This window comes from Lawsonibacter celer (assembly GCF_014281125.1).
GTDB classification, from domain to species: domain Bacteria; phylum Bacillota; class Clostridia; order Oscillospirales; family Oscillospiraceae; genus Lawsonibacter_B; species Lawsonibacter_B celer.
In genome coordinates this window covers 16,438-34,891 of sequence record NZ_JACOEA010000003.1, presented here as the reverse complement: position 1 = coordinate 34,891, position 18,454 = coordinate 16,438, and the positions used below count along the sequence as shown (strand labels likewise).

The 18,454-nt window shown below is 63.2% G+C and carries 17 protein-coding genes and 2 riboswitches; of the genes, 9 read left to right on the top strand and 8 right to left on the bottom strand.

Translation table 11 applies throughout. The annotated features are described in order from the left end of the window. Positions 1-87: 87 nt before the first annotated feature. The 4 genes from H9Q75_RS06775 to H9Q75_RS06760 form a co-directional block, all read right to left on the bottom strand. Positions 88-1,575, bottom strand: coding sequence for a sensor histidine kinase (locus H9Q75_RS06775; RefSeq protein WP_186565464.1), 1,488 nt, complete (start codon positions 1,573-1,575; stop codon positions 88-90). Between the two features lie 65 nt (positions 1,576-1,640). Further along, entirely contained in the window at positions 1,641-2,132 is a 492-nt protein-coding gene (locus H9Q75_RS06770) for a hypothetical protein (protein ID WP_186565462.1), read from the bottom strand. 4 nt (positions 2,133-2,136) lie between these two features. Beyond that, a complete protein-coding gene (locus H9Q75_RS06765) occupies positions 2,137-2,820 on the bottom strand; it encodes a response regulator transcription factor (RefSeq protein ID WP_186565460.1) in 684 nt (227 codons plus the stop codon). 13 nt (positions 2,821-2,833) lie between these two features. Next, positions 2,834-3,409 carry a UBA domain-containing protein gene (locus H9Q75_RS06760; protein ID WP_186565458.1) on the bottom strand — a complete coding sequence of 192 codons (576 nt, stop codon included), beginning with the start codon at positions 3,407-3,409 and terminating at the stop codon, positions 2,834-2,836. A gap of 214 nt (positions 3,410-3,623) precedes the next feature. On the opposite strand from H9Q75_RS06760, the gene H9Q75_RS06755 reads away from it, so the two are divergent. From H9Q75_RS06755 to H9Q75_RS06730, 7 genes are all read left to right on the top strand, one after another. After that, positions 3,624-4,820, top strand: a complete 1,197-nt coding sequence (locus tag H9Q75_RS06755) for a polysaccharide deacetylase family protein (RefSeq protein WP_186565456.1) — start codon at positions 3,624-3,626, stop codon at positions 4,818-4,820. A gap of 13 nt (positions 4,821-4,833) precedes the next feature. After that, complete coding sequence (locus H9Q75_RS06750) at positions 4,834-5,994, top strand: aminotransferase class V-fold PLP-dependent enzyme (protein ID WP_186565454.1); 1,161 nt, start codon at positions 4,834-4,836, stop codon at positions 5,992-5,994. 17 nt (positions 5,995-6,011) lie between these two features. Then, positions 6,012-6,143 carry a hypothetical protein gene (locus H9Q75_RS12775; RefSeq protein WP_279287650.1) on the top strand — a complete coding sequence of 44 codons (132 nt, stop codon included), beginning with the start codon at positions 6,012-6,014 and terminating at the stop codon, positions 6,141-6,143. Positions 6,144-6,186: 43 nt separating this feature from the next. Further along, a complete protein-coding gene (locus tag H9Q75_RS06745; RefSeq protein ID WP_186565452.1) occupies positions 6,187-6,834 on the top strand; it encodes a TetR/AcrR family transcriptional regulator in 648 nt (215 codons plus the stop codon). Positions 6,835-6,927: 93 nt separating this feature from the next. Beyond that, entirely contained in the window at positions 6,928-7,596 is a 669-nt protein-coding gene (locus H9Q75_RS06740; RefSeq protein WP_186565450.1) for a response regulator transcription factor, read from the top strand. Beyond that, positions 7,593-8,615, top strand: coding sequence for an ATP-binding protein (locus H9Q75_RS12870; RefSeq protein ID WP_186565448.1), 1,023 nt, complete (start codon positions 7,593-7,595; stop codon positions 8,613-8,615). The genes H9Q75_RS06740 and H9Q75_RS12870 overlap by 4 nt, the downstream gene beginning before the upstream one ends. 109 nt (positions 8,616-8,724) lie before the next feature. Next, a riboswitch (glycine riboswitch) is annotated at positions 8,725-8,801 on the top strand. A gap of 3 nt (positions 8,802-8,804) precedes the next feature. Next, positions 8,805-8,878, top strand: a riboswitch (glycine riboswitch). A 145-nt stretch (positions 8,879-9,023) separates the two neighbouring features. After that, positions 9,024-10,448, top strand: a complete 1,425-nt coding sequence (locus tag H9Q75_RS06730; protein WP_186565446.1) for an alanine/glycine:cation symporter family protein — start codon at positions 9,024-9,026, stop codon at positions 10,446-10,448. 40 nt (positions 10,449-10,488) lie between these two features. On the opposite strand, the gene arcC is transcribed toward H9Q75_RS06730, so the two are convergent. The 4 genes from arcC to dpaL all read right to left on the bottom strand — a co-directional run bounded on the left by arcC (position 10,489) and on the right by dpaL (position 15,421). Next, entirely contained in the window at positions 10,489-11,430 is a 942-nt protein-coding gene (gene arcC / locus H9Q75_RS06725; RefSeq protein ID WP_186565444.1) for a carbamate kinase, read from the bottom strand. A gap of 101 nt (positions 11,431-11,531) precedes the next feature. Continuing rightward, on the bottom strand, positions 11,532-12,731 hold the full coding sequence (gene ygeW / locus H9Q75_RS06720) for a knotted carbamoyltransferase YgeW (protein WP_186565441.1): 1,200 nt from the start codon (positions 12,729-12,731) through the stop codon (positions 11,532-11,534). A 17-nt stretch (positions 12,732-12,748) separates the two neighbouring features. Further along, positions 12,749-14,161 (bottom strand): YgeY family selenium metabolism-linked hydrolase, encoded by a 1,413-nt coding sequence (locus tag H9Q75_RS06715; protein WP_186565439.1) that lies wholly within the window; start codon positions 14,159-14,161, stop codon positions 12,749-12,751. A 45-nt stretch (positions 14,162-14,206) separates the two neighbouring features. Then, a complete protein-coding gene (gene dpaL / locus H9Q75_RS06710; RefSeq protein WP_186565437.1) occupies positions 14,207-15,421 on the bottom strand; it encodes a diaminopropionate ammonia-lyase in 1,215 nt (404 codons plus the stop codon). A 178-nt stretch (positions 15,422-15,599) separates the two neighbouring features. Here dpaL and xdh point away from each other — a divergent pair, with 178 nt between their 5' ends. Then, a complete protein-coding gene (gene xdh / locus H9Q75_RS06705; protein WP_423788634.1) occupies positions 15,600-18,200 on the top strand; it encodes a selenium-dependent xanthine dehydrogenase in 2,601 nt (866 codons plus the stop codon). A gap of 31 nt (positions 18,201-18,231) precedes the next feature. Beyond that, complete coding sequence (locus tag H9Q75_RS06700; protein ID WP_186565433.1) at positions 18,232-18,417, top strand: DUF4177 domain-containing protein; 186 nt, start codon at positions 18,232-18,234, stop codon at positions 18,415-18,417. Positions 18,418-18,454 lie beyond the last annotated feature (37 nt).

Below are 18,454 nucleotides of genomic sequence, written 5' to 3'. Positions count from 1 at the left end.
TTCTGTTTTGGGGGGTTACTGCTGCTTTTGACGGAGGGAGGAAGGAAAAAGTTCCGCGGGAAAGCAAAATTTTTGCCCGACTGAAACTCAGACGGAGGGCGAGTCCTCCTGTATGTGTGCCGCGGCCGCCGGAGCCAGAGGGAGGACGATGGTCATGCGGGTGCCCACTCCTACGAAGGAGCGCACCTCAAACCAGCCCCCATGGCGTTCCACAATCCACTTGGCAATGGCCAGCCCCAGGCCGGTGCCGCCGGTCTCCCGGGCCCGGCTCTCATCTGTGCGGTAAAAGCGGTCAAAGATGTGGGGCAGGCTCTCCGGGGCAATGCCCTGGCCCTCGTCCTGTACCGACAGGTGGGCTCGTCCGCCCAGAATCTCTGCGGAGAGCGTGATGCGCCCACCGGAGGGGCTGTATTTGATGGCGTTGTCCACAAGCACGCGCAGAGCCTGCTTCATCAGTCCGTCGTCCGCATAGACCCAGACCGCGCCGTCCCACCGTGCGGCAAAGGCGTGGGTTTGGTCGATCATCTCGGTCTCCCGCAGGACCTCGGCGGCAATCTGAGTCAGGTCCAGGTCCCGCATGTCGATCTGCATGGAGTCGTTGTCCCCCCGGGCCAGGAAGAGAAGCTGCTCCACCAGTTCCTTCATGGAGTCGGCCTCCTGCCGGATGGCGTCGATGGCCTCCTGACGGGTGGCTGGGTCGTCCTTCCCCCAGCGGTTGAGCAGATTGGCGTATCCCTGAATGACCGCAATGGGGGTGCGCAGTTCATGGCTGGCGTCGGAGACAAAGCGCATCTGGGAACGATAGGCCTCGTTGATGCGGTCCAGCATGGCGTTGATGGCCGCGGCCAGGGCCTGCAGCTCCTTCTGCGTGCCCGGCACGGAGATGCGCTGGTCCAGATGGGTGGCGTTGATCTGATCCAGCTTGCCCGCCAGGATCTTCAGCTCCTCCGGGGACATGTGCTCCATCTGATTGAGCTGCGCGGCTGCGGCCGCCAGATCCTGAATGGGGCGGAGTACCTTACGGATCGCCCCGGCGTTTTTAAATAAATTGGAGATCAGGCTGATGACCTGGCAGACCACCAGAATACGGGAGGCGTACACAAAAAAGGCGGCCTGGGCGGACAGGTCCAGACGAATGGTATATGGCTCGCCCTGATTGGGCAGCTCCAACGTATATTCGGTGGAGCCCCCTGTACGGAACGTGACCAGAAAAAATAGATCCAGATCACCCGGATGAAACCAGCGGCGCGCTTGGTCGGTCTCCGCCGGGGCGGGCAGCCAATCGGGCAGAGCGAGACCGGCCTCCTCCCCTGCGGGGCCTGCGGAGACCACATAGTCGCCCGCCGTCATCCACTCCGTGGCCTCTGCCGTTGGCACGCCCCGGTCGGCCACCAGCTGGCAGATCTCTGCCGCCCGGCCCTCTGACCAGAGGAATACGCCGCCCCAGAACAGCAGGGTGAGCAGCAGATCGGTGCAGAAATAGATGCCCAGCAGGCGAAAGAAAAGCTGGGTGTTCAGCCGGGCCACGATGGAGGATTTGATGCGGCCGGGCGGGTGGTTGTTTGGTTGAGACATCGTATCCCTCCTTGCGGCCTGTGCCCGCGCGGTACCAGCGGCCCGCCTTTGCGGGCCGCTTCACGTCATACCTGCAGCCACTCCAGCACGGGGGCGAGCTGAGCCTCGCTTACCCAGTCCCCGCCCTTGGAAAAGGCCTCCTGCATGGCCCGCTCGCGCTCCGACTCTGCGGGGGCTCTCGAGACCACTTTTCCCATGAGGGCCATCATGGGCCTGTATATGCCGGTCAGCCGGGCGGGCGAGTAGCCGCCCTGCAGGTAGAAAAGGGGCGCGCCCTTCAGACGGTTCTGCCCGGAGAGCTTGGAGGCATACTCCGGCGAGGCAGGGGCCATTCCCACCGCGCACACCGCCTGCACGTTGTAGTGGCTGCGGGCTTTTTTCAGACCCTTGATCCCACCGGCGCACAGCCAGCCCAGGTAAACGACCGCCGTGCCCCGGGGCAGAGCGGCGTCGCCCAGGCGGTGGACAGGCAGTCCGGCTGCGCGCCCCAGCATGGCGGCGTAGCGCTGGGTATAGCCTGTATTGCTGGTGTAGACAATGGCGGAAATTGATTTCATACGCTCACTCCTCCCGAATGACATAGCCAACGCCGCGCACGGTGTGGATCAGCTTAACGCCGAAGCGCTCATCAATCTTGGCACGCAGAAAACGGATGTACACGTCCACCGCGTTGGTCTCTCCCACAAAGTCAAAGCCCCACACATGGTCCAGCAGGGACTCCCGGGAGATGACCTTTTCCTTGTTCTCCAGCAGATAGCGAAGCAGGTCAAACTCCCGGCGAGTGAGCTCCACGCTCTCGCCGGAGACACTCACCTCATGCCGCTGGGTGTCCATGCTCAGCACCCCGGCGGTGAGCACGCCCTGGCCGGGACCCTCCTGGCCCGGCCGCTTGCGCAGGGCGGCCCGGATGCGGGCCAGAAGTTCTTCAATGGCGAAGGGCTTGGTAATATAGTCGTCCGCCCCAGAGTCCAGGCCGGACACCTTGTCCACCACCGTGTCCCGGGCGGTGAGCATAATCACCGGCACCTGGCTCTCCTTCCGCAGGCGGCGCAGCACCTCCATGCCGGAGAGGGCGGGGAGCATAATGTCCAACAGGATCAGGTCAAAGCCTCCGCCCAGGGCCTTTTCCAGCCCGCTGCGGCCGTCAAAGGCCTTTTCCACCTGATAGCCCTCGTACTGCAGCTCCAGCTCCACCATGCGGGCCAGCTTTTCCTCGTCTTCCACCAGAAGAATTTTAGTATCCATAAGGGCAGGCCTCCTAATGCTTTTTATTTTTTCCCTTTTCGACGGCGCGGTGCACCTCCCGGCAAAGGCGATCCACAGCGCGGTGGACCGCCGAGGATGCCTGCCGGAGAACGTCGCGGTTCAGGTCGGGGCCGGAAAAACGGTAGGTGCAGCCAAACAGCAGGCCGAACAGAAGCAGCGCGGCAGTCAGCCAGAAGGCCACGATCACCAGCAGGACGAGAATGAGCACCGGCATGGAGCTCATCATCTCCCCCCTGCGCCAGATCTCAAGGCGGTTTACCACGCTGTGGCGCAGGAGATCCCACACGGCGTCCAGAAGCTGGGTCAGCCAGTCCCAGAAGCCGGGGCGGCTCTCCCGGGTCTTCTGCAGGCCGCCGGAGGCCGCCGAAGCGGGCGGAGCCTCCGCCCCGCTGTCCGGCCGGGTGGAGTAGAAGCTGCCGGCCGCCTGCCCGGTCCCGCCCTGCCGCTCCAGCAGGATCAATGCCTCCAGAAGGTCGCCGCCGGCCTGCTCCAGCAGCGCGCGGGCACGCTCATAGGACAGACCGGTGCGCGCCCGCAGCCGCTCCACCTGCTCCTGTGTGATCTGCATTCCATCACCGCCCTTCTTTTCTTTTTTCAGTATAGCCGCCTGCCGTCAAAAGGGCATTTAGCCTTTGTTAAAATCCCATTAAACTGATTATACAATGGCCCGCGCCCCCGGCGCAAGGGGTGGATTCCGCCCCTTTACCGGGCAGTTGTTTCGTGATACAATACCCTCGTCTGAAGCGGAAGCACTGTGAAAAGACGAAAGGGAGGGTGATGAAATGAAGCACAGGCGAATCCTTGCCCTGCTGTGCGCCGTGGCGCTGGTGGCGGGACTGCTGCTGCCCGGCGTGGCGGCATCGGCGGATGAGGTGGTTGTCTATCAGACCGCAGTGAACGACAAGCTCCTGGATCTGAACAGCGAAACCATGCCCGCCCTGGTGGGCGGCAGCTATTATGTGCCCTATACCGTCTTTGACCGGGATGTCACCGGGGTCAACCTGGGCGTGTCCTACGGCCAGTGGAAGACCGATACGGCGCACACCCTCACCATCTACAGCCTGAGTGGGCTGCTGACCTTTGACGTCAACGCGGGCACCTGTACCGACGGCAGCGGCGTCAGCCGAAACCTGAGGGCGATCCTGCGCAACGGCAAGGTCTATGTGCCCGTCAGCGGGGTATGCAGCTTCTTTGGCCTCAAGGCGTCTTATACCGCGACCCCCTACGGCACTCTGGTGCGCGTCACCAGCAGTCAGGCCGTGCTGAGCACCGAGCGCTTTGTGGACGCGGCCACCAGCCTGATGAAACAGCGGTACAACGAGTACGTCCGCAGCCTGACCCCGGCCCCGGTGGTCACACCCGCTAGCCCCAGCCCGTCCCCATCGCCCAGTGTATCGCCCACCAGCCCCGCAGGATCGGAGGAGCCGGACAAACGGGATGTGCGGCTTTATCTGTCCTTCCGGTGCGGCACGGGGGAGAGCCTGGACACGGTGCTGGACACGCTGGAACAATACGGCGTACACGCCCTGTTCTGCTTCCGGACGGAGGACCTGGCGGAGCACGACGATCAGATCCGCCGCATTGTGGGCAGCGGTCATACGGTGGGACTGCTGGTGCCCTCATATGTGGAGGAGCAGACGGCAGGGGAGTATCTGGCGGAGGGGGAGCGGCTGCTCTCCCGCATCGCCCATCTGCGGCCCCATATCCTGATGGCGGAGGAGAGCGGGCAGGGCCTGTCCGGGCTGGGCCTGGAGGAACAGGGCTGGGCGCTGTGGACGCCCAATGTGGAGGTCTCCAGCAGCGGCCGCAGCGCGGCGGGGCTGGCACAGACTATTTTGGAGGCCACCGATGCCAAGCGCAGCCTGGCCATGATTACCATGGATGACAGCGCGGTTTCCGCCGGGGCGCTCTCCCGCCTGCTGCCCCAGTTTGGAGCGGATCGCTACCGGATCCGACTGCCGGTGGAGACGGAGCTTTAAGAAGGTGTCTTTTATGTCAAGCGTCTATCTGGACAACGCCGCCACCTCCTTTCCCAAGGCGCCCGGTGTGGGAAGGGCCATGGCGGATTATATCGAGCGCGTGGGCTGCAACATCGCCCGGGGAGGGTATCCCCAGGCCTATGATGCCGCCGGCCGGGTGCTGGAGGTGCGGGAGAGGCTCAACGCCCTGGTGGGCGGCCCTGGCCCGCGCTGCGTCGGCTTTACGCCGGGGGCCACCTATTCCCTCAATTTCCTGCTCAAAGGGCTGCTCAGACCGGGGGATCGGGTGCTGACCTCCCAGGTGGAGCACAACGCGGTCATGCGTCCGCTGAGGCAGCTGGAGCGGCAGGGGGTGGCGGTGGACTTTCTGCCCTGTGACAATGAAGGGGCCCTCCAGCTGGAGGAGGCGGAGCGCCTCATCGTCCCCGGTGTGCGGGCGGTGGTGCTTGCCCATGCCTCAAACGTGGCGGGCACCATACAGCCGCTGGAGCCGGTGGGCCGGCTCTGCCGGGAGCGGGGGGCTCTCCTGCTGGTGGACGCGGCCCAGACCCTGGGCGCGGTGTCGGTGGACATGGAGAAAATGGGTATTGACGCCCTTGCCTTCCCCGGGCACAAGGGCCTGCTGGGCCCCCAGGGAATCGGCGGCCTGGTGGTGCGCGAGGCTCTGGCCGGGCAGCTGGAGCCTCTGGTGTCCGGCGGCACAGGGAGCGCGTCCGATTCCCTGGACATGCCCGCCCTGCTGCCCGACCGCCTGGAGGCGGGCACCCTGAACCTGCCAGGCATCTATGGCCTGGGCGCCGCCCTGGAGTACCTGGATCGGGAAGGGGAGGCGATTCGCCGGCGGGAACACAGGCTGGCCGGCCACCTGTGGGCCCGGCTGATGGAGCTGGAGGAGGACGGCCTACGGGTACTGGGCGCGCGCGACCCGGCCCGCCGTACCGGCGTGGTCTCGGTGGACTGGCTCAACGGAGATAACGGAGAGTTGGCTTTCCGGCTGGAACGGGAATACGGCGTGCAGACCCGCTGCGGCCTTCACTGTGCCCCCATGGCCCACAGAACGCTTGGGACCTTTCCCCAGGGCGCGGTGCGCTTTTCGGTCGGACCGTTTACCACCTTTGAAGAGCTTGACTACGTGCAGGACGCAGTGTACCGCCTGCTGCTGGAGCAGGGGTAAAAGAGGTTCCAGCCCTTATGGGGCTGGAACCTCTTTTTGCAGCCGGTGTGTGGGTACGGCCAGCCGAAGGCCGCAATGAAAGGGACAAAGAGGAGATTTTGTTGCCTAAAATGTTTCTTTTGAAGTTGATTTGCGGCGAGAAGATGTGATATGATACGCATAAACCAGAAATAGTTGCGTTTGGAGGTAACTATGGCGGCTGCAAAGAGAAAACTGTCCCAGAGGGCGCTTAACGCGCAGGAGACCAAAAACAAACTGTTTTGGACGGCACTGATGATGTTTGCGCAGCACGGCTACAATACCGTTACCGTGGAAGAGATTACCCGGGAGGCGGGCTTTTCCAAGGGCACCTTTTATGCCTATTTCCCCTCAAAGGAATCGGTTTTTTTGGAGCATTTCCGGATGATTGATACGCATTATGAGCAGGTCTTTCAGGCGGTGGAGGAGCGTGCCTCCGCCTCGGAACGAGTGCTGATTTTAATCAGCGCCATGTGTGATTACTGCGCAAATATTGTAGGAATGGTCCCCCTGCAGATTATCTACGCAAACCAGATTACCTCTCCCGACGCGGTGCGGATTCTCAACAACAACGACCGGGTGGTTTACCGCATCCTGGAGGACTGTGTGGAGCGGGGGAAAGTCAGCGGCGAGTTTCCAAAGGGAGAGGACTCCAAGGAGATGGTGGAGCTGCTCATGCGCTCGGCCCGGGGGCTGATCTATGACTGGTGCATGTACAAGAACACCTTTGACTTAGAGAAGGAAGGGGGCCGCTATTTTTCAAAAATCCTCCATCTGATGGGGCTGGCGGCCGAAGAGGAGCGGAAGGCTGCGGAGACATAGTCCGCCTGTATCGGAAAAAAGGGAAGGCGGCTCGTCCGGATACTTGGACGAGCCGCCTTTTTCTGTTATGATAGAGGGAAAGGAGGGGATCGCATGGCACATACCGTTTTTCTGGTGGAAGACGACCAGGGGTTGCGGGAAGAGCTGGGCACCCTGCTGACCCGGTACGGGTATGCCTGGACTACCACCGACGACTACGAAGATGTGGCCGGGCAGGTGCTGGCCTCCGGCGCGCATCTGGTGCTGCTGGATCTGAACCTGCCGCGATACGATGGTTACCATGTCTGCCGGGAGCTGCGCCGGCGCAGCGATGTGCCGATCATCGTGGTTACCAGCCGGGCCGCTGAGCTGGATGAGCTGATGAGCATGAACCTGGGGGCGGACGATTTTCTGACCAAGCCCTATCATACGCAGATCCTCCTGGCACGTATTACCCGCCTGCTGCAGCGGGCCTATCCATCCGCCCCCAACCCCACCCTGTCGGCCAAGGGCATCACTCTGGATCTGGGCCGGAGCGTCGTGCAGGCCAAGGGTGGGGAAGAGGAGCTCACCCGAAACGAGGCCCGTCTGCTCCAGGTGATGCTTAAGAATCCGGGGCGTATTGTCACCCGCAGCGAGCTGATGGATGCCCTTTGGCAGTCAGACGAGTTTGTGGACGACAATACCCTTACCGTCAACGTGGCCCGCCTGCGTCGGAAGCTGGAGCGGCTGGGGTGTGTCGGGGTGCTCACGGTCCGCCGGGGGCAGGGGTACCAGTTGTGAGCTGGGGACGCTTCTGCCGGGACCGACTGCCCCAGCTGCTGGGGACGGCGCTGGGGACCGGATTTGCCGCGGCTCTGGCGGCTGTCCTGGGCGCGCCAGCCGGGGCGGTGGCCTTTTTGTGCCTGGTGCTCCTGGTATGCGGCCTGGGGCCTTTGGCGGCGGAATATCTGCGCCGGCGGGCCTTTTACCGGCAAGTGGACGAGGTGCTGGAACATCTGGGAGAGAAGTATCTGCTGCCCGAGCTGCTGGAGCGGCCCGGCTTTTTAGAGGGGGCGCTCTTCTGCGACGCCCTGGCGGTCACAGCCAAGGCGATGAACGACGCGGTGGCCGAGGCCCGGCGGGACATGGGGGAATACCGGGAGTTTATCGAAGCCTGGGTCCATGAGGTCAAGCTCCCCATCGCCTCCGCCCGGCTGGCCCTGGAGAACCGGCCCGGTCCCCTGTCCGCCCGGTTGGAGGAGGACCTGTTCCAGATCGACCGCTATGTGGAGCAGGCGCTCTACTACGCCCGCAGCGGTGCGGTGGACCGGGACTACCTGGTGCGGGCCATGCCGGTGCGGGATGCGGCGGCCGATACTGTGAAGCAGTATGCCCGCCCCCTCATTGAGGCGGGCTTTCGGATCGACCTGTCCGGGCTGGACGCGGTGGTGTATTCGGACAAGAAGTGGGTGCAATTTATTCTGGGGCAGCTGGTGTCCAACGCGATGAAGTATCGCGGCGACCGGCCGCCCACATTGGCGTTTGTTCAGCGCCTGGAGGAGCAATCCGTTGTCCTGACGGTGGAGGACAACGGCGTGGGCATCCCCGCCGCCGACCTGCCCCGGGTGTGGGACAAGGGCTTTACCGGAGCAAACGGCCGGCGGCTGTCCACCCGCTCCACCGGCCTGGGCCTCTATCTGTGCAAAAAGCTGTGCACCCAGCTGGGCCTGGGACTGGAGATTGCCTCCCGGGAAGGGGAGGGGACCCAGGTCTCCATTATCTTTCCCAGGGGCCGGTTTCACTTGGCAGGAGAGTGCTGAGAAAATCCGGACGGGACTTCCTCTGGAAAAAACACTTGCATTTTGTACGCTGTCTGCGTATAATAGTCCGTACAGCAGGGAAGCTGAACAGACAATTGAATTACGCCAGACGATATCCGCAGGAAAGCGGCCCATGCGGCCCGCCGAAGGTGTAACGCTCTCAGGCAGAAAGACTGTGGATGGATGGCGCTCTGGAGAAGCCCGCGTACTGCGCGGGGGCCGAAGGTGCAAGCGAAAGCAATCTCTCAGGCAAAAGGACAGGGTTTTTGATTTCACTCCCCCAAAGGAAGCGGCGGGCGGAGGGGAGTTTTTGTCCTATTGCAAAAAGCGGACGCAGCCTAAGGCTGCGTCCGCTTTTGTCTGTTGAGCCACCCTGTGAAACCGCGCTATGGAGAGGAAGAGCAGCGAATGATTACAGAATTTCTAGTCAAAGTGGACGACATGGTGTGGGGCGTGCCCCTGATTGTGCTGATCCTGGCCTGCGGCGTATGGCTGACCATACGCACCGGTCTGCTGCAGGTGAGACACCTGGGCAAGGCCCTGCGCTTTATGGTAAAAAATGAAGAGGGAGGTCGCGGCGAAGTGACTTCCTTCGGCGCCCTGTGCACTGCCCTGTCCGCCACCATCGGAACGGGCAATATTGTGGGCGTAGCCTCCGCCATTGCCTCCGGCGGGCCGGGGGCGCTGCTGTGGATGGAGCTGGCCGCATTTTTCGGCATGGCAACCAAGTATGCCGAAGGCCTGCTGGCCATTCGATACCGGACCATTGAGCCGGACGGCCATGTGCTGGGCGGGCCCTTCTATTACATTGAGAAGGGGATGGGGCGAAGCTGGAAATGGCTGGCCAAACTCTTTGCCCTGTTCGGCGTGCTGGTAGGCCTAATGGGCATCGGCACTATCACGCAGGTCAACGGAATTGCCTCTGCGGTGCAGAACTTTTTCGACCCCGAACGGGCCTATGTGGTGTTTACCATCGGTTCTGGCGAGAGCGCTGTTCCGATTACCGTGACCACCGTGATCGCGGGGCTCGCCGTCACCTTTTTTGTGGCGCTGGTCGTCATCGGCGGCATTCAGCGCATATCCAAGGTGTCCGAGGTGGTGGTGCCCTTTATGGCCGTGATATACGTGGCCTGCGGCGTTTTGATTCTCCTGCTTAACCTGCCCCGTATTCCGGGCGCTGTGTACCAAATTGTCTGCGGGGCGGTTCATCCCCAGGCGGTGGCCGGTGGAATTGTGGGCATCACCATTAAGGACGCCATTCAAAAGGGAATGGCCAGGGGCATTTTCTCCAACGAGGCGGGACTGGGCTCCGCCCCCATCGCAGCGGCCGCCGCACAGACTAAGGAGCCGGTACGGCAGGGGCTGGTGACCATGACAGGCACCTTTATTGATACCATCATCATCTGCACCATGACAGGCCTAGCCATTGTGATTACCGGCGCATGGGAGCCCGCCCTGGGCCTGGAGGGCGCGGCCATTACCATGTATGCCTTCCAGACGGCGCTGCCATTTCCCAGTCAGGTGAGCGCCTTTCTGCTGATGCTCTGCCTGGTGTTCTTCGCCTTTACCACAATTCTGGGCTGGGATTACTATTCGGAGCGCTGCCTGGAGTATCTCAGCGGCGGGAGGATGGGCCTGGTGAAGGCGTACCGCTGGGTGTATATTGCGGCTGTGTTTGTAGGGCCCTACCTGACCGTTAAGGCGGTGTGGACCATTGCGGATATTGTCAACGGACTGATGGCGTTTCCCAATATCATTGCTCTTCTTGCCCTCTCCGGCGTGGTAGCGCGGGAGACCAGGGCCTATTTCCAAAAGGAGCACACGCTGTGCTGAAGCAGAGAGCGCCCAACGCATTGCGTCGGGCGCTCTCTGCTTATTGGCGGATCAGGGTGCCAGTTTTGCCCTGCACGCCGTCCTTGGCCTTTTCCAGCAGGGTGATGAGCGCGGTGCGGCCGGGCGCGGAACGGGCAAATTCCACCGCCGCCTGCACCTTGGGCAGCATGGAGCCGGGGGCAAACTCCCCGGCGGCGATGTAGCCCTCCGCCTGCTTGGGGGTCAGGCTGTCCAGCCACTGCACGTCGGGCTTTCCGAAGCGGATGGCCACCTTCTCCACGGCGGTGAGGATGATAAGGGTGTCGGCCTGCACCTGCTGGGCCAGCAGACCGGCGGCAAAGTCCTTGTCAATGACAGCGGCCGCACCCTTCAGGTGATGGCCGTCGGTTTTGAAGACCGGGATGCCGCCGCCACCGCAGGCCACCACCACCAGACCGGCCTCCACCATATCCCGGATGGACTCTATCTCCACAATGGACACGGGCCGGGGAGAGGCCACCACCCGGCGGTAGCCACGGCCGGCGTCCTCAATCACGTCATAGCCGCGCTCGGCCACCATCTTGTCGGCCTCCTCGCGGGTCATAAAGGCGCCGATGGGCTTGGAGGGGTGGGCGAAGGCGGGATCGTTGGGGTCCACCTCCACTTGGGTGAGCACGGTGGCCACCCCCTTGGCGATGCCCCGGTCCAGCAGTTCCTCCCGCAGGCCGTTCTGCAGGTCATAGCCGATATAGCCCTGGCTCATGGCCACGCAGACCGACAGGGGGCAGGGGATGTACTTGTCCGGGTCTGAGCGGGTGAGCTCGGCCATGGCTTTCTGGATCATGCCTACCTGGGGGCCGTTGCCGTGGGCGATGATGACCTGATGGCCCTCCTGGATCAGATCCACAATCGCGCGGGCGGTTTGCTTCACAGCAATCATCTGCTCCGGCAGATTGTTCCCCAGGGCATTGCCGCCCAGGGCAATTACAATTCGTTTACCCATTGATCAAAAATACCTCCTGGATTCAAAAGGTGAGGCGAAAGGGAAAAGAAATGTGGGGCGCGGCGAATCGTCGCGCCCCACGCGAAAGACGGAAGGGTATGTTATTTGGCAAATTGGCGCTTCTCGCCCCGCTCCTCCAGGGCCTTCAGAACGGACTGGGGATCCCTGCACTTGGCCAGGAAGATCATGGCGGCGATGATGTAGGGCTTGAAGGAGGCCTCCTTGTACAGGGGATCGCGGTAGCGGTCAAACACGCTGGCCTCCACCTCGCCGTCCACGCAGGACACGCCGTTGATGTCGGCGGGCAGGCAGTGCAGGTACAGGGCCTTGCCGTCCCTGGTGGTCTTCATCAGCTCCTCGGTGCAGCACCAGTCCTTGTGCTCGGCGTTCTGGGCCAGCAGCTCCTTCTCCAGGGCCTTGATGCCCTCGCTGTCGCCCTTGCCATACAGGTCGGTGCGTTTCTCCATGGCGGCGAAGGGCGCCCAGGACTTGGGATAGACGATGTCAGCGTCCTGGAAGGCCTCGGCCATGGAGTTGGTCTTGGTAAAGGTGCCGCCGGACTTTGCGGCGTTGGCGCGGGCCACCTCCTCCACCTCGGGCATGACCTCATAGCCCTCAGGGTGGGCCAGCACCACGTCCATGCCGAAGCGGGTCATCAGGCCGATGACGCCCTGGGGCACGGAGAGGGGCTTGCCGTAGGAGGGGGAGTAGGCCCAGGTCATGGCGACCTTCTTGCCCTTCAGGTTTTCCACGCCGCCGAACTGGTGGATGATGTGCAGCATATCGGCCATGCACTGGGTGGGGTGGTCAATGTCGCACTGCAGGTTGACCAGGGTGGGCTTCTGCTCCAGCACACCGTCCTTGTGGCCCTGGGTCACAGCGTCCACCACGTCGTGCATGTACCTGTTGCCCTTGCCGATGTACATGTCGTCCCGGATGCCAATGACGTCGGCCATGAAGGAGATCATGTTGGCAGTCTCGCGGACGGTCTCGCCGTGGGCGATCTGGCTCTTGCCCTCGTCCAGGTCCTGGACCTCCAGGCCCAGCAGATTGCAGGCGGAGGCGAAGGAGAAGCGGGTGCGGGTGGAGTTGTCCCGGAACAGGGAGATGCCCAGGCCGGACTCGAAGATCTTGGTGGAGATGTTGTTCTCCCGCATGTAGCGCAGGGCGTCGGCCACGGTGAACACGGCCTCGATCTCGTCGTCGGACTTCTCCCAGGTCAGGAAGAAGTCGCCCTCATACATCTCCTTGAAGTTCAGCTTGTTGAGCTTGTCAATATACATCTGCAGCGTCTTGTCCATGGTCTGCGTTCTCCTTTTTATTTAATATCGTTGTCGGTCAGCTCAGCGCGGAACTGGGTCACGTCGGCGGTCTTGTTCTCGCTCTTGTACAGGCCGGGCACCGCGGCGTACAGGGCGGCACAGCGGACCAGGTCGTCCTTCCAGGTGATCTCGTTGGGGGCGTGGGCCCAGCTCTCGGCGCCGGGGCCGAAGCCCACGCAGGGGATGCCGTAGCGGCCCTGGATGGCCACGCCGTTGGTGGAGAAGGTCCACTTGTCGGTCAGGGGGCGGCCGGTGCGCAGGTGCATGGCGTCCCGGTAGGAGTCGGCGTCGCTGTAGCCCTGGCGCTCGTCCCCGAAGAGGGCGTGGTGGGCGTCGATCAGGGCCTGCACGTGAGCGGCGGACTCCCTGTTGATCCAGGTGGGGAAGTAGCACTCGGTCTCGTACACCTCGCCGGTCCAGGCGGGCCGGTCGTACATATACATGGACACCTTCACATCGTCCCCGTACTTCTTCACGCTGGGCAGGTCCTCGATCTCCTTCAGGCAGGATTTGTAGGTCTCGCCGGCGGTCATGCGGCGGTCGATGGAGATGGCGCAGGAGTCGGCCACGGCGCAGCGGCTGGGGGAGGTGTAGAAGATCTGGGAGGTAGTGCAGGTGCCCCGCCCCAGGAAACGGGCGTCCTCATAGTGCTCTGGGTTGTACTTGGGATCCAGCATCTTCACCAGACCCTTGATCTCCACGCTGTCATCGGCGGGATTCTCGTTCAGGGCGCGCACGTCCTGGAGGATGTCGGCCATTTTGTAGATGGCGTTGTCGCCGCGCTCGGGGGCGGAGCCGTGGCAGGAGACGCCCTTCACGTCCACACGGATCTCCATGCGGCCCCGGTGGCCCCGGTAGATGCCGCCGTCGGTGGGCTCGGTGGAGATGACGAATTCCACCTGCTCCTTCCGGATGCCATTGGCGGGGAAATACTTGTTGACGATGTACTGCCAGCACATGCCGTCGCAGTCCTCTTCCTGCACGGAGCCCACCACCATGATCCTGTAGCCCTCGGGGATGAGGCCCAGATCCTTCATGATTTTGGCGCCGTAGACTGCGGAGGCCATGCCGCCCTCCTGGTCGGAGCCGCCCCGGCCATAGATGACGGCTTCGTCCTCCCATCCCTGATAAGGGTCGGCGGTCCAGTTGGCCCGGTTGCCCACCCCCACGGTGTCGATATGGGAGTCAATGGCGATGATCCTGTCCCCCTCGCCCATCCAGCCGATGATATTGCCCAGGCCGTCGATCTCCACCTTGTCATAGCCCAGACGTTCCATCTCGGCCTTGATGCACATGACGACCTCTTTTTCCTCGCAGCTCTCGCTGGGGTGGGAGATCATTTCCCGCAGAAAGCGGCTCATGTCTCCTCGGTAGCGCTCGGCGGTGCCTTTGATCCGTTCAAAATCCATTGTAATATCCTCCTCAATCAGTCCGTCGCTTATTCTATCACATTTTTATATGGTGGGATATTCCCCATCCCACAAAACTTTACGAAATTTCATCGGGTCAGTGTTGCCCTCGGTGGAAAACATAAGAATCTGGCTGAAGCGATCCAGGCCGACAGCATCCCGCAGATCCTTGTATTCGTCGGTCTCCATCAGAGCAGCGATGAGACCCATGCCAACCGCGCCGGACTCGCCGGAAATGACCACCGGGTCGCCCTTCACGGGGACCCCCAGCATCCGCATGCCCCGGGCGCTCACCCAGTCGGGGCAGGAGACAAAGGCGCTGACATGGTTGCGCAGAATGTCCCAGGCGATGGTGTTGGGCTCGCCGCAGGCGAGGCCCGCCATAATGGTCTGCAGATCGCCGTCCACGGTGCGGGGGCTGCCGTCCCCGGCCCGGGCGCTGCGGTAGAGGCAGTCAGCCGCCTGGGCCTCCATCACGATGAATTTGGGCGGGTCATTGGGGAAGAGGTTGGTGAAGTAGCCCACCACCGCGCCGGCCAGGGAGCCCACGCCCGCCTGCACGAACACGTGGGAAGGGCGGTTGACGCCGATCTGGCGGAGCTGCTCGGCGGCCTCACTGGCCATGGTGCCGTAGCCCTGCATGATCCAGGAGGGGATCTCCTCGTAGCCGTCCCAGGCGGTGTCCTGGACGATCACACCGTGCTCGGTCCGGGCGGCCTCGGCGGCGGCCATACGGACGCAGTCATCGTAGTTGACCTCCTCGATGGTGACGGCGGCGCCCTCCTTGGCGATGTTGTCGTACCGGGGCTTGGAGCTGCCCTTGGGCATATGTACCACGGCTTTCTGGCCCAGCTTGTTGGCCGCCCACGCCACGCCGCGGCCGTGGTTGCCGTCGGTGGCGGTGAAGAAGGTGGCCTGGCCGAACTCCTTGCGGAAGGCCTCGCTGGTCAGGTAGTCGTAGGTCATCTCAGACACGTCCCGGCCCATCTCCTTGGCAATATACTGGGCCATGGCGAAGGAGCCGCCCAATACCTTGAAGGCGTTCAGACCGAAGCGGAAGGACTCGTTTTTCACATACAGCCCGGCCAGACCCAGGTATTGGGCCATACCGTCCAGCCGGTCCAGCGGGGTGATGGAATACTGGGGGAAGGTGCTGTGGAAAAAGCGGGCCTTGGCCACGCTGGAGAGGGACATGACGGACAAACGTCGGTCCTCGCTCTTCGGCATAGTGTTGGCCACCCATTTGATCGCCTCTTTCATCGCGCTGCGCCTCCGATTTTCTTTGTTCTGCACCCATCATAGCACGGGTTTGCAACAAGTCAAGGGGTTTCCTTAAAAATTTTTCTACTGCCTAAAAATTTTTTAGATATTTGTGAAAAGTGACGGTGTTTATTTGATTGCCTTTCCTGAGAATTGATGATATTCTGTAAGAAAGACGGTGCGATCCGCGCAGACGGACCGGGAAAAGGAGCGCAGGCGTATGTTTACCTTTCAAGTAAATGGCAAGGCGGTTTCCACACAGCGGGATGTGAGGCTGATCACCTTTCTGCGGGAGGACCTGGGGCTGACCTCGGTGAAAAACGGCTGTTCTGAGGGGGCCTGCGGCACCTGCATGATTCTGGTGGACGGAAAGGCCGTCAAGGCCTGCGTGCAGAAGACCTCCAAGATGGAGGGCAAAAGCGTGCTCACCTGTGAGGGGCTCACCCGACGGGAGAAGGACGTGTATGCCTACGCCTTCACCCACTGCGGAGCGGTCCAGTGCGGCTTCTGCACGCCGGGCATGGTCGTCTCAGCCAAAGGGTTGCTGGACGCCAAACCCGACCCCACCCGGGAGGAGGTCAAATTTGCCCTGCGCAACAACATCTGCCGCTGCACGGGCTACAAGAAGATCGAGGACGCGGTGCTGCTGGCCGCCCGGCTGTTCCGGGAGAATGCACCGGCGCCCCGGGAGGAGTTCACCGGCCGGGTGGGGGAGAACCTGCCCCGGGTGGATGCCCCGGCCAAGGCGGTGGGTGCGGCGGAGTACACCGACGATATCCGGATGGAGGGGATGCTCTTCGGCGGCGCGGTGCGCTCCGACTATCCCCGGGCCATCGTCCGGGGCGTCGATGTAAGCGAGGCGGCTGCCCTGCCCGGCGTGGTACGGGTGGTGACTGCCGCCGACCTGCGGGGCACAGCCAAGGTGGGCCACCTGAAGCGGGACCAGTGGGTGCTGGTGCCCGTGGGGGGCGAGGTCCACTACCGGGGGGACGCCATTGTCCTGATCGCGGCCGAGGACCCGGAGACCCTTCACCAAGCCAAGGCCCTGGTGAAGATCGAGTATGAGCCTCTGAAGCCCGTCCTCTCCGTGTGGGAGGCCATGGCTCCGGACGCCCCTCAGATCCAGGAGGACGGCAACCTCCTCTCCCATGAGCACCTAGTCCGGGGCAATGCGGAGGAAAAGCTCCGGCAGTCCAGGTACGTGGTTACCACCAAATACCACACCCCGCCCACCGAGCACGCCTTCCTGGAGCCGGAGTGCGCGGTGGCCGCTCCGGAGGGGGAGGGGCTGGTGGTCTACTCCGCCGACCAGGGCATCTATCAGACCCGCCGGGAGTGCGCCGACGCCACCGGCCTGCCCCAGGAGCTGGTACGGGTGGCGGCCAAGAGCGTGGGCGGCGGCTTCGGCGGCAAGGAGGACATGTCCGTCCAGCACCACGCCGCCGTGCTGTCCCAGCTCACCGGCCGGCCGGTGAAGGTGGCCATGACCCGGGCGGAGTCCATGCTCTGCCACCCCAAACGCCACGGCTTTGAGATGGAGGTCACCACCGGCTGTGACGAGAACGGGTATCTCACCGCGATGAAGGCCACCCTGCTCACCGACTCCGGGGCCTTCGCCTCCCTGGGCGGGCCGGTGCTCCAGCGGGCGTGCACCCACGCCGCCGGGCCCTACAACTTCCAGGACATCGACATTGACGGCAGGGCCTACTACACCAATAACCCGCCCTGCGGCGCGTTCCGGGGCTTCGGCGTGACCCAGAGCTGCTTTGCCGCCGAGTGCAATCTGAACCTGCTGGCTGAAAAGGTGGGCATCTCCCCCTTTGAGATCCGCTGGCGCAACGCCATCCGCCCCGGCCAGGTGCTCCCCAACGGCCAGATTGCCGGGCCGGACACCGCCCTGGCGGAGACCCTGGAGGCGGTGCGGCCCTATTATGAGGCCAACCCGAAGGCGGGTATTGCCTGCGCCATGAAGAACTCCGGCCTGGGGGTTGGCATCCCGGATACCGGGCGGGTCACCCTCCACGTGGAGGGCGGGCGCGTGCATGTGCGCACCTCCGCCGCCTGCATCGGCCAGGGCATGGGTACCGTCACGGTGCAGATCGTCTGCCAGGTCACCGGCCTGCGGCCTGACCAAGTGGTGTGGGACGCACCGGATACCTCCATCGCCCCCAACTCGGGCAATACCACCGCCTCCCGCCAGACTCTCTTCACCGGGGAGGCGGCCCGCCGGGCGGCCGTGGAGCTGCGCAGCGCCCTGGAGGGGCGGGACCTGTCCGCCGTGGAGGGGGTGGACTTCCACCAGGAGTACACCGGGATCACCGACAAGATGGGCGCGGACGTGCCCAACCCGGTCAGCCACATCGCCTACGGCTACGCCACCCATCTGGTGGAGCTGGACGAGGAGGGGCGCGTCCGCCGGGTGGTGGCCGCCCACGATGTGGGTAGGGCTGTCAATCCGGTGAGCGTGGAGGGCCAGATCGAGGGCGGCGTGGTCATGAGCCTGGGCTACGCCCTCACCGAGGACTTTCCCCTGGCCGACGGCCGGCCCACGGCCAGGTACGCCACCTTGGGCCTGTTCCGCGCCGACCAGACCCCGGACGTGCAGGCCCTGATCGTGGAGAAGAACGACAGTGAGCTGGCCTGCGGGGCCAAGGGAATCGGGGAGATCTGCTCCATCCCCACCCCGCCCGCGGTCCAGCTGGCCTATTACAACTATGACGGAACCTTCCGCACCTCGCTGCCCCTGGAGAACACGCCTTACAGCAGAAAGAAGCGGTAAGAGGCTCGCAACGGAGAAAGGAGGCCGTACAATGTACCAGTATCAATACGTAACCGTGATCGGGGAGGGCGTATCAGTCACAAAGTTCCGGGAACACCGGGAGCTGATCGACCGTTACGCCGCCGAGGGATGGCGGTATGTGGGCTTTGTGCCCACCCACATCAGCCGTGGGGAGATTGTGCAGATGGATCTGGTTTTTGAGAAGGCCGCGGACTGAGGGGATATTCTCCGAACAAAAAGGATGCCGGAACGGG